The sequence below is a fragment of the Microbacterium sp. C7(2022) genome (assembly GCF_028823665.1).
Classification (GTDB): Bacteria; Actinomycetota; Actinomycetes; order Actinomycetales; family Microbacteriaceae; genus Microbacterium.
In genome coordinates this window covers 72,057-86,444 of sequence record NZ_JAPEHV010000002.1, presented here as the reverse complement: position 1 = coordinate 86,444, position 14,388 = coordinate 72,057, and the positions used below count along the sequence as shown (strand labels likewise).

The window sequence follows — 14,388 nt, the reverse complement described above, 5'->3', positions numbered from 1 at the left end:
CCGACTCGCACTAAGCAGCGGAGACCGCGAGCTCGCGAGCGGCGATGATGCGCTCGTTGCGAGCCTTGATCGTCGGCTCGTTTTCCCGCAGCAGCGAGTACAACGGCGCGGCGACGAACAGCGTCGAGTACGCAGCCACGATGGTGCCGACGAAAATCGAGAGCGACAGGTCGGTGAGGGTCTCGGCGCCCAACCACAACACACCGATGAACAAGATCGCGCCGGTCGGCAGAATGGCGACCACGGTGGTGTTGATCGAGCGAATGAGGGTCTGGTTCACGGCAAGGTTCACCGACTCACCGAACGTTCGGCCGAGCGCTTCGCCGTCCTCGCTGGTGTTCTCTCTGATCTTGTCGAACACGACTGTCGTGTCATACAACGCGTACGACAGGATTGTCAGGAATCCGATGACAGCAGCGGGAGAAATCTCGAAGCCGAACAAGGCGTACACACCGATCGTGATCACCAGCACATCGACAAGACCGATGATGGCCGAGACGGACATCTTCCAGGTACGGAAGTACAGCGCGAGAATCAGGAATGTCAGAGCGAGGAAGATCGCCAGGCCCCACAGGGATTGACGCGTGACGTCCGCACCCCAGCTCGGCCCGATGAACGAGTAGCTGACTTCGGACACGGGGACGTCGTATGCCGCCGCCAGAGCGTCGCCTACGGCGCGGCTCTCTGCGTCGTCCGCCATCTGGTCAGTCTGGACCCGCACTGCGCTGTCACCGACCACGGTGACCTTTGTGGTTGCGCCCGGCACTACTGATTGCACTGCTTCGGTGGCGACCAACTGGTCCGGAGATGTGACATTGGTCACCGTGAACTGCGAACCGCCGGTGAACTCGATCGAGAACTGGATCGGGCGGAACAGGGGCACCAGTGCCGATGCGATCACGAGGACCGCGGCGATGATGAACCACAGCTTCCGCTTGCCGACGAACGGGAACGACGTCTTCCCGGTGTATAGGTCGTTACCCAACTGGCCCATGGAACGCATCAGCGGCCTCCCTCATCGCCGGGCGTACCGGGTTTGTCTTGTGCGGCCGCGAGCTCGGCTTGCTTGCGTTCTGCGATGGTCTGCCGACGAATAGCCTCGTTGCGAGACCGCGAGGCCTTCTTTCCAGCGGCCGTTGTCGAGACCGCCGCTGCGGGGGCGCGGAATTGTGCGCGCCCGCGATACACCGCACCCAGCGCCGTCGGGTCCAGGCCCGACAGCGGGTGCCCACCCCCGAAGAAGCGAGTGCGCGCCAGCAGCTGCAGGACGGGGTGTGTGAACAGGATGAAGATGAACACGTCGATCGCTGTGGTGAGACCCAGCGTGAACGCGAAGCCCTTCACTGTCGCGTCGGCCAGGATGTACAGCACCACGGCCGCCAAGACGTTGATGGACTTCGAGATGTAGATGGTGCGCTTGGCACGTCCCCATCCGTCCTCAACAGCTGCGGTGATCGACTTTCCGTCGCGCAACTCGTCTCGGATGCGTTCGAAGTAGACGATGAATGAGTCCGCGGTGAAACCGATCGTGACGATCAGACCGGCCACACCCGCAAGCGAGAGCCGGAATCCCATGCGCCACGCCAGGATGCACAGCGCCAGGTAGGTGAGAATACCCATCACCACAAGCGACGCGATAATAACGAATCCGAGCGCGCGATAGACGACGAGCGAGTACAGCGCGACCAACGCGAGACCGATGAGGCCGGCGATCAGACCGATCTGGAGCTGCTGTGAACCGAGCGTCGCCGAGATCGTGTCAGAGCTGACGACCTCGAAGCTCAGCGGCAGTGCTCCGTACTTCAGCTGGTCAGCGAGGATCTTGGACGTCTCCTGCGTGAAGCTGCCCGTGATACTGGGCTTTCCATCCAGAATGACGCCGTTCATCGACGGCGCCGACAGGACCGAGCCATCGAGGACGAACGCGAACTGGTTGAGCGGAGGGTTGGCACCGTACAGGCGCTGGCTGATCTCGCCGAAGGTCTCGGTGCCCTCACTGTCGAACGTGAGGTTGACGGCCCACAGCCCGTTGTTCTGCTGAAGACCGAACGTCGCGTCCACGATGGCCGACCCGTCGAGTTCAACCGGGCCCAAAATGTACTTTGCGGAGCCATCGACGTCACACGTGATGAGAGGCTCGTCGACCGGTGCCGATGCCGGGTCATTCGCAGGGTCCGCACAGTCGTACGCCAGGAACTCTGCCTGCACTGCAGGCGTCACCCAGTTCAGGTCGCTGCCGTTCGTCGGCGCGACGGTGGGTGTCGCCTCGAGGGTGGGATCAGGGGTGGGGTACGGTGTCTGGTTTCCGTCGTCACCGACGAAGCTATTGACCGGAGCGCCTGTGTACAGAACCGCGCGCAGCTGCAGCTGGGCGGAGGCCTCGATACGCTGACGTGTCTCGTCGTCAGCGTCACCGGGTACCTGCACAACGATCTGGTTGCCCGCCTGAGTCGTGACGTCTGCTTCTCCGACGCCCGAGGCATCGACGCGCTGGCGGATGATCGTGACAGCTTGCTGCATCTGCTCGGCAGAGGGGTCCGCGCCGTCTCCGGTTTGTGCTTCGAGCACGATCTGAGTGCCACCCTGGAGATCGAGCGCGAGCTCAGGGGTCCAGGAACTCTCTTCAAAGCCCCAGACTCCGAGAGAGTTGATGCCGAAAAGCACGGCAATGGTCACAAGCAGTCCGGTGAGCGCGCGCCAGGCGTGCCGCACGGGGGTAGAAGTCGCCACGAGGGGTGTCAGCTTTCTGAAGGTGCCCCGAAGGGCGGTCGGTCAGGCCTGGGGCTTCGAGCCGGGCTCGGTGTCGGTCTCGGTCGCCTCCGGCGCAGCTGCGGGGAGTTCCGCCTCGGGCTCGGCCACCGCATCGTCGAGCACGACGTCGTCGTCGGTGGGCGACACCACGCGCAGGATGGCCTGACTGTGAACCTCGATCTGCACGCCCGGCGCGATTTCAACGAGCGCAGGCTCGTCGAGATTGTCGGGGTCGAACGCGACGATCGTTCCGTACAAGCCGCCCTGAAGCAGGACCTTCGCACCGGGCACGGTCTGGCGTGCCTTCTGTTCCTGCTCGAGCTTCTGCTTCTGCATGCGTCGGCGCGAGCTCCAGAACATGAAGACGAGGAGTGCGCCCAGGAGCAGAATCAGGCCGTACTGATTGAAGAATGTCGCGAGGTCCATTGAGTGCGAAGCGCCTTTCGGGTCAGACACGCGCCGGGCGGCACTGCCTAAAGTCATGGGGCATGAAGCCCCCAGCGATTATAGGTCATGGATTCCGAGCACCGAGTTCGGTGTCGGTACGCCCAGGTGCGCGTATGCCTCAGGTGTCGCTACTCTGCCTCGCGGGGTGCGGCCCATGAAACCGATGCGAACCAGATACGGTTCCACGACGGATTCGATTGTGTCGCCTTCTTCGCCGACCGCAACAGCCAGCGTGCTGAGACCAACCGGTCCCCCGCGGAAGCGCCTCACCAATGCATCAAGGACTGCGCGATCAAGTCTGTCAAGCCCGATGGAATCAACGTCGTACAGATCGAGCGCCGCGTTCACCATGGCCTCGCTCGCTTGATCTCCCGAGCCGTGCACGATCAGGTAGTCGCGCACACGGCGCAACAAGCGGTTCGCGATGCGCGGGGTGCCGCGTGAGCGACGCGCGATCTCGGCGCGCGCGGGGGCAGGAACGGCGACACCGAGCATCTGAGCTGAGCGATGTAGTACGCGCTCCAATTCCGCTGCCTCGTAGTACTCGAGGTGCCCGGTGAACCCGAAACGGTCGCGGAGGGGGTTGGGTAACAGTCCCGAGCGTGTGGTCGCTCCAACAAGCGTGAACGGAGCGAGATCGAGAGGGATGCTGGTCGCGCCAGCACCCTTACCCACCATGATGTCGATGCGGAAGTCTTCCATGGCGAGGTAGAGCATCTCTTCAGCGGAACGCGCCATCCGGTGGATCTCGTCGATGAAGAGCACCTCGCCCGGGGTGAGACTCGACAGCAAGGCGGCGAGGTCGCCCGCGTGCTGGATTGCTGGGCCACTCGATAACCTCAGAGGGCGTTCGCTTTCATGCGCGACGATCATCGCGAGCGTGGTCTTGCCGAGGCCGGGCGGACCGGCGAGGAGGATGTGGTCCGCCGGGCGCGTCTGAATACGAGCGGCATCCAGCAAGAGTTGCAATTGCCCTCGCACCTTCTGCTGCCCGACGAACTCCGACAACGACGACGGGCGGAGCGCTCCTTCGATGGCGAGCTCGGACTCGTCGATGGGCCCATCTGCGGCCTGAAGGTCATCCACGCAATGACTCCGTTCGTTGCGGCCCGAGTGCGGCCAACGTGAGCCGGAGCAGAGACGGAACGCTGTGGGTTGTCAGATCGGCGGTGCTCTCGATGACGCCGTCAACCGCTTCGACGGCGACACGTTCGCTCCACCCGAGTCCGACGAGAGCTTGAACCACCTGGGGGGCGAGTTCGGCGCGTCCGCCCACATTTCCATTCGCAGTGGCGGCAGGCGCCGCAATCTTGCCCGCCAGCTGGACCACAATCAGCTTGGCCGTCTTCGGACCGATGCCGGACACCCGCCGGAACGGTGCGTCATCGTCACCCGCCACGGCATCTGAAATTTGGGGCACAGTAAGGGTCGACAAGACGCCCAGTGCGGACTTCGGGCCCACTCCCGTCACTGACAACAGCAGTGTGAAGACCGCGAGCTCGTCACGAGTCGAAAATCCGAACAGGGAGAGCGAGTCCTCGCGAACGACGAGCGTTGTGTGCACGAGAACCACATCACCGACATGCACCTGTCGCGCGAATTGCGAGGTAACCGCAACCAACAACCCCACACCACCGACTTCGACGACCACCGCGTCGGAGTCGACATGGGCGACCGTGCCGCGCAGAGAGGAGATCATGACATCACCCTAAGCGAGTTTTCGGATGTTTGTTCGAGCGACACGCTCAGCGACGCGTGCCGCGCTCGGCCTCTGCCCACGCACGTTGAGCGGGCGTGAGTGCAGTCGCGCGCGGCGCCGACGTCGATGTGCGCCACGCGTGGCACAGCGCGAGCGCGAGCGCGTCGGCGGCGTCGGCGGGTTGAGGAAGCGCGTCCAACCGCAACACTCGCGCCACCATGGTCTGAACCTGCCGCTTGTCTGCGGCGCCGTAACCGGTGATCGCGGCCTTCACTTCCGTCGGGGTGTGTGTCTCGGCGCGAAGACCCCGCTCGCCCGCGATCAGAAGAGCGATACCGCTGGCTTGAGCGGTGCCCATCACGCTTTGGCGATTGTGCTGCGAGAAGACCCGTTCGACGGCGACAACGTCCGGAGCGAAGCGATCGACGACTGTCCGCAGCCCCTCTGCAATCAGAGCCAAACGCTTCTCGATCGGATCGCTAGGCGACGTGCGCACCACATCGACGTACACGAGCGATGCGGAACGATCTCGAGCCACGTCGACCACGCCCACGCCGCACCGTGTGAGACCAGGATCTACGCCGAATACGCGCAGAGTTCCAGACGTGGCAATGGTCACTCCCCCACGCTACGCGCGATGGCGGGAATACCGGTCAGGCGCGCCTGCCTATTCGTCCTCTTCGAGTTCCGCCTGGACATCGGCGGTCAGGTCGAAGTTGCTGAAGACGTTCTGCACGTCGTCGCTGTCTTCGAGCGCATCGATGATGCGGAACACCTTGCGGGCGGTCTCGGCATCAATCTCCACCTTGAGGTTCGGCACGAACTCCACATCCGCCGACTCGTAGTCGATGCCCGCCTCCTGCAGCGCCGAACGCACGGTAACGAGGTCTGATGCGTCGGTGAGGACCTCGAAGCCTTGGGCGTGAGGTTCGACCTCTTCGGCTCCGGCTTCCAGCGCGGCCAACATCACGTCGTCCTCCGTCGTCCCCTCGCTCGAGACGACGATTACGCCCTTACGCGAAAAGTTGTACGCGACGCTGCCCGGATCGGCCAGCGTTGCGCCGTTGCGGCTGAGCGCGGTGCGCACCTCGGCTGCGGCTCGGTTCTTGTTGTCGGTCAAGCACTCGACCATGAGCGCCACGCCGCTGGGCCCGTACGCTTCGTACATGATCGACGTGTACTCGACGGCTTCGCCACCGATGCCGGCGCCGCGTTTGATGGCGCGATCGATGTTGTCGTTGGGCACCGACGTCTTCTTGGCCTTCTGCACCGCATCGTAGAGAGTCGGGTTTCCGGCGAGGTCAGCACCTCCCAACTTCGCAGCGACTTCGATGTTCTTGATGAGCTTGGCGAACGACTTGGCGCGGCGCGCGTCGATGACGGCCTTCTTGTGCTTCGTCGTCGCCCACTTGGAATGCCCGGACATTGTGCTCCTGAATACGCGTGTCGACGGGTTCCCCCGCCGGCGACCCATTCTAGGCCAGCCTTGCGGGCGACGCTCAGTCGAGGAGCTTGCGGAGCGTGCGGAGGTTTCGATTCGTTGTGCGTGTACGCATGCTCGACTTCGCGAGGAACTTGGCGAAACGGCTCGACGTCGAATGCCCCTTCTGGGGATTCCAATACACGACGCCGTCTCCCGCTAAGACGGGATCTGCCACGCTGTCACCGACTTCTGCGTGTGCCAGCAGCTCTTCGCGAGCCCCATCGACGCAGAACACCACCCACGGTTGTCGGGACGGGTCTGCGGCATCAAACGGGAATTGGTCGACGATGCTACGCAGCGCGCGCTGCGGGACCAGAATCAGCTTCGCGTCGTAATCGAACGCGTCCGCGAGCGCGCGCTCAATGCGGGCTGTAAGAGCAGGGCGGTCGGATGCTACGTCGGTCGGACCGGTAAAAACGACATTCCCGCTGGCGAGAACTGCGCGTGCATCCTCGAAGCCCAGTCGGGAAAAAACCGATGCCAACTCTGCGTTCCGCATCGTGACGCCCCCGACGTTAACTCCCCGCAGTAGCGCCACCCAGGAGGTTATTGTCGCTCCCTCGCCGCTCATCGTTACAGCGTGAATTCGAAGCCGAAGCGGGAAGACAGCAGCGCGAACATGTCTCGTGGGATCTTTGACAGGTATGCCGGCGCCAGCGTCAACGTATCGGCCGAGCCGATGAAGGGAAAGTACACCGGGCCGTCGGTGGCCGCCTCGGTGTCATCCCGAATAGCGACGATCTCGGCGCCGATGCGCCGAAAATCACGCAAGGTGATGGGTCTCGCCAACGGCAGGGTGTCGCTGATTCGCATCTGCCAGTGGGGCATGGCCACACCACGGCGCGTCGCGGTCACTTCCTCGAGAGGGCCGAGAACGCGCCCCCACGCCGCGATACCTGGTTCGGGCAGCGTGCGATCCCACACGAAGAGCGTGTCGCCCGGCGACGTGTGTCGCACCAGCTCGTGCGACCACTCGAACCGTCGATCGTCGCTGGACTGAGGCGCGCGGAGGAACTCCCCTACCTCTCCGCGTGAGGGCGCGATCATCCAATAGCGCTCCTCCGCGCTGGGTGCCCACCAGACGTTGATCGTCATGATGTCGATTCAACCACCCCACACCGACTGCCGGACGCGCGCCTCGCGGTGTCGACGAACAGACGGTGAAAACGATCGTCACCCGTTACTTCAGGATGAAACGCCGTCGCCAGCAAAGGTCCCTGACGCACGGCGACGATCGTGCCGTCCGACAGAGTCGCCAGCACCTCAACACCCGGGCCGATGCGCTCGATCACCGGCGCTCGAATGAATGCGGCGCGCACGGGGGGCGCCCCCAGGACTGGCACATCCAGATCGACCTCGAACGATTCCGTCTGCGCACCAAAGGCGTTGCGCCTTACCGTGACATCCAACCCCCCAACAGTCTCCTGACCTTCGATTCCCTGAACGATGCGATCGGCGAGCATGATGAGGCCTGCGCAGGTTCCATACACCGGCAAGCCCGCGCCGATAGCGACACGCAGCGGATCCTGCATCCCGAAGGAGCGAGTGAGCTTGTCCATCACGCTCGACTCGCCCCCGGGGATGATCAGTCCGTCGAGCCGGTCCAACTCGCGCGGGCGTCTCACCAAGATCACCTCGGCGCCCAGCGACGTCAGCACGCGCGCGTGCTCACGCACGTCGCCCTGGAGCGCGAGCACACCGATCCGGGTTTGCCCCGCCATCGACGTCTACCAGCCGCGCTCGGCGAGCCGATGCGGAGCGGGAAGGTCGGCGACGTTGATACCGACCATCGCTTCGCCAAGCCCTCGCGACACGTCCGCGATCACCTGAGGATCGTCGTGGAACGTGGTGGCCTTCACGATTGCGGCCGCGCGCTGCGCGGGGTTTCCCGATTTGAAGATTCCCGAGCCGACAAAGACTCCGTCCGCGCCCAATTGCATCATCATCGCGGCGTCCGCGGGGGTCGCGACGCCACCGGCGACGAACAGTACGACAGGCAACGAGCCGGTTTCGGCAACCTCGGCGACGAGCTCGTACGGCGCCTGAAGCTCCTTCGCCGCCACGTACAGTTCGTCCTTGGTCATTGACCGCAGCGTGTTGATCTCGGCAGTGATCTTGCGGATGTGCTTGGTGGCTTCGGAAACATCGCCGGTGCCCGCTTCACCCTTGGAGCGGATCATGGCCGCACCTTCGTTGATACGGCGCAGAGCCTCGCCGAGGTTTGTCGCACCGCACACGAAGGGAACAGTGAAGTTCCACTTGTCGATGTGGTTCACGTAGTCCGCCGGAGAGAGCACTTCGGATTCATCGATGTAGTCGACGCCGAGCTCCTGAAGCACCTGCGCTTCGACGAAGTGCCCGATACGCGCCTTAGCCATCACCGGGATTGAGACGGCGGAGATGATGCTGTCGATCATGTCTGGGTCACTCATACGGGAGACGCCCCCCTCGGCACGAATGTCGGCGGGTACCCGCTCGAGAGCCATCACCGCAACGGCGCCGGCATCTTCGGCGATCTTTGCCTGATCGGCGGTGACGACATCCATGATGACGCCGCCTTTCAGCATCTCCGCGAGTCCGCGCTTCACGCGCGACGAACCGGTCTGGGGGGAAGTGCTCATAACTGTCACCTTCGTCGGGAGCGCACGACGGCGCCGCAAGGATGGCCTTTTGGCCTAGGCCAAAAGATAGCATGGGCCAGGCCGTACACTCAGGCATCGTGAAAGGTGACGCAATGACCGGCAACATTCGAGGCGGCACGGCTGCCGAGATCGTGGAAAGTGTGCGCGAGCTGGTCGAGAGAGGATCCCTCGCGGCCGGCCAGACGCTGCCACCGGTCCGCGGGCTGGCCGAGAAGTTGGGGGTGAACCGCAACACCGTGGTGTCGGCGTACCGCACGCTCGCTCAGGCGGGGATCGTCGTCTCCCGCGGCAGGGCCGGCACCAGCGTGGCGTCGCAGCACGCACATGCCCAAGAGGGATACAGTCAGGGCGCGGTTCTCCGTGACGTCGGCACGGGTAATCCCGATCCCGCCTTGATTCCCGGGTTCACCGCCGTGCTGCGCCGGATCGCCGAGCGCCCGGTCCTCTACGGCGAACCTGTCATCGACCCAAACCTTGAGCAGTGGGCGGCTCAGTGGATGTCGGATGCTGTGCCCCAGACCGCGCGTGCGCGACTCACCGTTACCGGCGGGGCCGTCGATGCCGTCGAGCGGCTGCTCGCGGGGGCGCTCACTCGCGACGACGCCGTCGCGCTCGAGGATCCGTGCTTCCTCGCGAGTATTCAAACCGTGCGACTGGGCGGCTACCGAGCAGTGCCCGTCCGCGTTGACAAGCAAGGAATCACCGTAGACGGGCTACGATCGGCCATCGAGGCTGGCGTGCGCGCCGTGGTCTTGACCCCGCGCGCGCAGAATCCCACCGGCGTGAGCCTCTCGGCGGAACGGGCGTCCGAGTTGCGTGCTCTGCTCGCCGAGCATCCATATCTCTTCATCATCGAAGACGATCACTTTTCACTCCTCTCAGATCAGACGTACCACTCGGTCATCCCCACCGATCACCAGAGATGGGCGGTCGTTCGATCGGTGTCGAAATTTCTCGGCCCGGACATGTGCCTCGCCGTTGTTGCCTCGGACGGGCCGACAGCCGATCGACTCGCCTTGCGCCTAAGCCCGGGCACGACCTGGGTCAGCCACCTGCTGCAACGTCTGGCGCACGCGCTACTGACCGACGCCGATTCCACAGCGACGATCGAACGCGCCCGCGCCCACTACGCACAGCGCAACACCGAGTTTCGTTCCCTCCTCGCCACCCGCGATCTTGCGTGTGAGAGCCGGGACGGCATGAATCTCTGGGTCGACGTCGGTACGTCAGGACAGGCCGTGGCCGAGCAACTGATGAGGCGAGGCTGGCTCGCCCGGACGGGAGACGAATTCGTTCTCGCGGATGAGTCAGCGCGGAGGCATCTACGGTTGACGGTGCATGATCTGGGCGCAAGTGACGCACAACGTCTCGCCGACGACGTGGCGGCCGCGCGTGACGTCGCGGTCGCGCGTGGGATGATCGAGCAGTGAAGATCCTCTCGATTCAGTCGGCTGTGGCGTACGGTCACGTCGGCAACTCCGCTGCCGTCTTCCCGCTCCAACGAATCGGCGTGGAGGTGATGCCGGTCTACACAGTCAACTTTTCCAACCACACCGGCTACGGTGCGTGGCGAGGACCGATGATCGATCCCTCCGACGTCCGCGAAGTGATTCGCGGAATCGAAGAACGAGGAGCGTTTGAGAGCATCGACGTAATCCTGTCCGGCTACCAGGGCGGTGAGGGCATCGCTGATGTGATCCTCGAGACCGTGGAGCGCGTCAAGTCCAAAAATCCCACCGCGATCTACGCGTGCGACCCCGTGATGGGGAACGCAAAATCGGGGTGCTTCGTGGCTCCCGCGATTCCGGTGCTGTTGCGCGACCGCGTCGTCCCCGCTGCGGACCTCATCACTCCCAATCAGTTCGAGCTCGGATATCTCACCGACACCCAGCCGAACACGCTGGAATCCACGCTCGCATCCGCCGACATCATCCGGGACGGCGGCACACGGACCGTGCTTGTCACGAGCGTGGAACGCCCGGATCAACCCGCCGACACCATCGAGATGCTCGCGGTTGATGACGACGGCGCATGGATCGTGCAGACGCCCCGACTCCCGATGAAGGCGAACGGGTCGGGCGATGTGACGGCGGCGCTCTTCACCGCGCACTATCGACGCAGTGGCGACGCCTCGGATGCACTCGCGCGCACCGTTTCGAGTGTCTACGACCTCCTCGAGCGCACGCATGCGTCAGGCGAACGCGAACTTCAGCTCATCGAGAGCCAAGAGGCGTACGCGAACCCGCGCATGCAGTTCGCTGTCTCACGCGTGCGCTGAGGCCGTTCAGACGTCCCAGGCGCTGGCGACGGTGTCGCGCACCTCGCCCAGCAACTGCGGCAACGCCTTCGTCCGCGCGATGATCGGGAAGAAATTCGCATCCGACGCCCACCGCGGCACGACGTGCTGATGCAGGTGTTCGTCGACGCCGGCACCAGCCACACTTCCTTGATTCATGCCGATGTTGAAGCCATCGCATCGTGACACACCGCGCAGCACGGTCATCGCTCGCTGCGTAAGTGCACCGATCTCGGCAACCTCTTCTGCGGTGGCTTGGTCGTACGTGGCGATGTGACGGTACGGGCAGATCAAGAGGTGCCCGGAGTTGTACGGGAACAGGTTCAACAGAACGTAAGCCGTACGGCCACGGTGGACGATGAGTCCGTCCTCGTCTGACTTATCCGGCGCCGCACAAAAGGGACATTCCTTGCGCAGCACTTCGGGACCCGCCTGGATATAGGCCATCCGATGGGGCGTCCACAAGCGCTGGAACTGATCCGGCACACCGGCGAACTCCGAAGCCGGAATGTCGGAGGTGGCATCCTGCTCCCCCGCCGTGCTGGGGCGAGGGAGGTCGGATGCTGACGTCACGCGAAGTCCTCGGCGGTGTTCACCAGCGCCTTGGAAGCGATCGCCTCCGAGATACGGCGCACGGCATCTGCGACGGGAACCCCGTTCTCCTGAGAACCGTCACGGAAGCGGAACGACACCGTGCCGGCATCCCGATCCTGCGCACCGGCGATGAGCATGAGCGGCACCTTCTGCGTCGTATGCGTGCGAATCTTCTTCTGCATGCGGTCGTCACTGCGGTCGAGTTCGGCGCGTACACCTGCGGCACGAAGCCCGGAGATGACGTCGTCAAGATGGTCGGCGAAGTCATCGGCCACGGGCACGCCCACGACCTGAACCGGCGCCAGCCACACAGGGAAGGCTCCCGCGTAGTGCTCGAGCAGGATAGCGAAGAACCGCTCGATCGAACCGAAGAGCGCCCGGTGAATCATGACCGGGCGGTGCTTCTCGCCATCGGGGCCGGTGTACTCAAGTTCAAACCGCTCGGGCTGATTGAAATCGAGCTGGATCGTCGACATCTGCCAGGTGCGACCGATCGCGTCGCGCGCCTGGACCGAGATCTTGGGGCCGTAGAACGCGGCGCCGCCGGGATCTGCGACGAGTTCGAGTCCCGAAGCTTCTGCCACCTCGCGCAGTGTCTGGGTCGCCTCGGTCCACATCTCGTCGGCCCCGATGAACTTCGGATTTCCGTCTTCTTTAGTTGACAGCTCGAGATAGAAATCGTTCAGCCCATAGTCCCGGAGCGTCTGCAGCACGAACTCGAGACTGTGTGTGAGCTCACCCTTGACTTGGTCAGCCGTGACGTAGATGTGCGTGTCATCTTGAGTCATACCGCGTACGCGTGTGAGTCCCGCGAGTGTGCCGCTCTTCTCATATCGGTACACGGAACCGAACTCGCTCAGTCGCAAAGGCAACTCACGATAGCTGCGCCCACGAGAGCGGAAAATCAGATTGTGGAACGGGCAGTTCATGGGCTTCAGGTAGTACTCCTGACCCTCACGTGAGGTGTGCCCGTCTTCGTCGACAACCTCGTCGAGCACCATCGGGGGGTACATGCCATCGGCGTACCACTGGAGGTGACCACTGGTCATGAACAGATCACCCTTGGTGATGTGCGGCGTGTTCACCACGTCGTAGCCACTGGCGAGCAGCCGCTCGCGCATGTAGCGCTCGATCTCGTAGCGGATGATGCCGCCCTTGGGATGGAACACCGACAGACCCGGCCCGATCTCGTCGGGGAACGAGAACAGGTCGAGCTCCTTGCCGAGTTTGCGGTGATCGCGCTTCGCGGCTTCTTCAAGTCGTTGCTGATATGCGCGGAGTTCGTCCTTCGTCGGCCAGGCAGTGCCGTAGATGCGCTGCAGCTGGGGATTCTTCTCGCTCCCCCGCCAATATGCGCCGGCGACGCGGGTCAGGTCCCATCCGTTTCCGATCATGCGTGTGCCTGGCACATGCGGCCCGCGACACAGGTCTTTCCAGACCGTCTCACCGTCGCGGTTCGTGTTGTCGTAGATCGTCAGTTCACCGGCGCCGACTTCGACGGACGCCCCTTCGGCGGCTTCAGCAGACCCACCCTTGAGCCCAATCAGTTCCAGCTTGAACGGTTCGTCGGCAAGCTCGGCGCGGGCTTCATCGTCGGTCACGACACGGCGGACGAAACGCTGACCTTCGCGGACGATGCGTTCCATCTCCTTTTTGATGGCCTTGACGTCTTCGGGAGTGAAGGGCTCATCCACCTGAAAGTCGTAGTAGAAGCCGTCGGTGATAGGCGGGCCGATGCCCAGGTTCGCCTGCGGGTTGATCCTCTGCACGGCCTGTGCAAGCACGTGGGCCGTCGAGTGCCTCAGGATGCTGAGGCCATCGGCGCTGTCGATCGTGACGGGTTCTACATCATCCGCTTCTGTGACCACCGTCGCGAGGTCTTTGAGTTCGCCGTTCACCCGCAGGGCGACGACGGAGCGGTCGGGGAACAGAGCGAAACCATCCGCGGGATACGACACATCAGTCACACCCCCAGTCTATCGACGACTCGGAAAGCTCCCACCGCACCAGGTCTGGCATGAGCGGACCAGAGAGGAACACAAAAAACCCCCGGAAAGCCGGGGGTTTTGTGGTGGTGCGCGATACTGGGATCGAACCAGTGACCTCTTCCGTGTCAGGGAAGCGCGCTACCGCTGCGCCAATCGCGCCTAAAAGGCTATTCAGTTATGAGGCGAGGTGGCGACGGGATTCGAACCCGTGTAAACGGCTTTGCAGGCCGGTGCCTAGCCGCTCGGCCACGCCACCGTGTGGTTTGACCCCACGTGCCGGGAGCCATTCTCCGAAAGCTTCCCTACACTCGAGCGGATGACGAGACTCGAACTCGCGACCCTAACCTTGGCAAGGTTATGCGCTACCAACTGCGCTACATCCGCATTTTGTTTCCGGGATTCGCACCCCGGGCACTCGTTAAACATTAGCTCAGATCGGCCAATGTGCAAAACTGGCGGCACCCCGCGCGTGTCACCGTATGTGGTTC

Annotated in this window: 15 protein-coding genes and 3 tRNA genes; 2 read left to right on the top strand and 16 right to left on the bottom strand. The window is 63.5% G+C overall.

Annotated elements, in window-relative coordinates:
- Window positions 1-10 precede the first annotated feature (10 nt).
- The 11 genes from secF to pdxS all read right to left on the bottom strand — a co-directional run bounded on the left by secF (window position 11) and on the right by pdxS (window position 9,001).
- Window positions 11-1,003, bottom strand: a complete 993-nt coding sequence (secF, locus tag ON062_RS02505; protein ID WP_274645554.1) for a protein translocase subunit SecF — start codon at window positions 1,001-1,003, stop codon at window positions 11-13.
- Entirely contained in the window at window positions 1,003-2,730 is a 1,728-nt protein-coding gene (secD, locus tag ON062_RS02500) for a protein translocase subunit SecD (RefSeq protein WP_274645553.1), read from the bottom strand. The genes secF and secD overlap by 1 nt, the downstream gene beginning before the upstream one ends.
- A gap of 42 nt (window positions 2,731-2,772) precedes the next feature.
- On the bottom strand, window positions 2,773-3,177 hold the full coding sequence (yajC, locus tag ON062_RS02495) for a preprotein translocase subunit YajC (protein WP_274645870.1): 405 nt from the start codon (window positions 3,175-3,177) through the stop codon (window positions 2,773-2,775).
- A 78-nt stretch (window positions 3,178-3,255) separates the two neighbouring features.
- Entirely contained in the window at window positions 3,256-4,284 is a 1,029-nt protein-coding gene (ruvB, locus tag ON062_RS02490) for a Holliday junction branch migration DNA helicase RuvB (protein WP_274645552.1), read from the bottom strand.
- Window positions 4,277-4,897: a Holliday junction branch migration protein RuvA gene (ruvA, locus tag ON062_RS02485; protein WP_274645551.1), complete on the bottom strand. Its 621-nt coding sequence runs from the start codon at window positions 4,895-4,897 to the stop codon at window positions 4,277-4,279. Before ruvA ends, ruvB begins: the two co-directional genes overlap by 8 nt.
- Window positions 4,898-4,943: 46 nt before the next feature.
- Entirely contained in the window at window positions 4,944-5,516 is a 573-nt protein-coding gene (gene ruvC, locus ON062_RS02480) for a crossover junction endodeoxyribonuclease RuvC (RefSeq protein ID WP_274645550.1), read from the bottom strand.
- Between the two features lie 48 nt (window positions 5,517-5,564).
- A complete protein-coding gene (locus ON062_RS02475) occupies window positions 5,565-6,323 on the bottom strand; it encodes a YebC/PmpR family DNA-binding transcriptional regulator (protein WP_274645549.1) in 759 nt (252 codons plus the stop codon).
- A 73-nt stretch (window positions 6,324-6,396) separates the two neighbouring features.
- The gene (locus ON062_RS02470) at window positions 6,397-6,951 is read right to left on the bottom strand and encodes a DUF1697 domain-containing protein (RefSeq protein WP_274645548.1); all 555 of its coding nucleotides are present in this window, start codon (window positions 6,949-6,951) and stop codon (window positions 6,397-6,399) included.
- A 2-nt stretch (window positions 6,952-6,953) separates the two neighbouring features.
- On the bottom strand, window positions 6,954-7,475 hold the full coding sequence (locus ON062_RS02465) for a hypothetical protein (protein WP_274645547.1): 522 nt from the start codon (window positions 7,473-7,475) through the stop codon (window positions 6,954-6,956).
- The gene (pdxT, locus tag ON062_RS02460; RefSeq protein WP_274645546.1) at window positions 7,472-8,101 is read right to left on the bottom strand and encodes a pyridoxal 5'-phosphate synthase glutaminase subunit PdxT; all 630 of its coding nucleotides are present in this window, start codon (window positions 8,099-8,101) and stop codon (window positions 7,472-7,474) included. The genes ON062_RS02465 and pdxT overlap by 4 nt, the downstream gene beginning before the upstream one ends.
- Window positions 8,102-8,107: 6 nt before the next feature.
- Window positions 8,108-9,001 (bottom strand): pyridoxal 5'-phosphate synthase lyase subunit PdxS, encoded by an 894-nt coding sequence (gene pdxS / locus ON062_RS02455; protein WP_274645545.1) that lies wholly within the window; start codon window positions 8,999-9,001, stop codon window positions 8,108-8,110.
- A gap of 113 nt (window positions 9,002-9,114) precedes the next feature.
- On the opposite strand from pdxS, the gene ON062_RS02450 reads away from it, so the two are divergent.
- Together ON062_RS02450 and pdxY are read left to right on the top strand one after the other, a co-directional pair.
- Window positions 9,115-10,452 (top strand): aminotransferase class I/II-fold pyridoxal phosphate-dependent enzyme, encoded by a 1,338-nt coding sequence (locus ON062_RS02450; RefSeq protein WP_274645544.1) that lies wholly within the window; start codon window positions 9,115-9,117, stop codon window positions 10,450-10,452.
- Window positions 10,449-11,300, top strand: a complete 852-nt coding sequence (gene pdxY / locus ON062_RS02445; protein WP_274645543.1) for a pyridoxal kinase PdxY — start codon at window positions 10,449-10,451, stop codon at window positions 11,298-11,300. The genes ON062_RS02450 and pdxY overlap by 4 nt, the downstream gene beginning before the upstream one ends.
- A 6-nt stretch (window positions 11,301-11,306) precedes the next feature.
- On the opposite strand, the gene ON062_RS02440 is transcribed toward pdxY, so the two are convergent.
- From ON062_RS02440 to ON062_RS02420, 5 genes are all read right to left on the bottom strand, one after another.
- Complete coding sequence (locus tag ON062_RS02440; RefSeq protein WP_274645869.1) at window positions 11,307-11,828, bottom strand: HIT domain-containing protein; 522 nt, start codon at window positions 11,826-11,828, stop codon at window positions 11,307-11,309.
- Between the two features lie 59 nt (window positions 11,829-11,887).
- A complete protein-coding gene (thrS, locus tag ON062_RS02435) occupies window positions 11,888-13,879 on the bottom strand; it encodes a threonine--tRNA ligase (RefSeq protein WP_274645542.1) in 1,992 nt (663 codons plus the stop codon).
- 105 nt (window positions 13,880-13,984) lie between these two features.
- Window positions 13,985-14,059 (bottom strand) — tRNA-Val (locus tag ON062_RS02430).
- A gap of 26 nt (window positions 14,060-14,085) precedes the next feature.
- A tRNA-Cys gene (locus ON062_RS02425) sits at window positions 14,086-14,156 on the bottom strand.
- Window positions 14,157-14,211: 55 nt separating this feature from the next.
- Window positions 14,212-14,284 (bottom strand) — tRNA-Gly (locus ON062_RS02420).
- Window positions 14,285-14,388 lie beyond the last annotated feature (104 nt).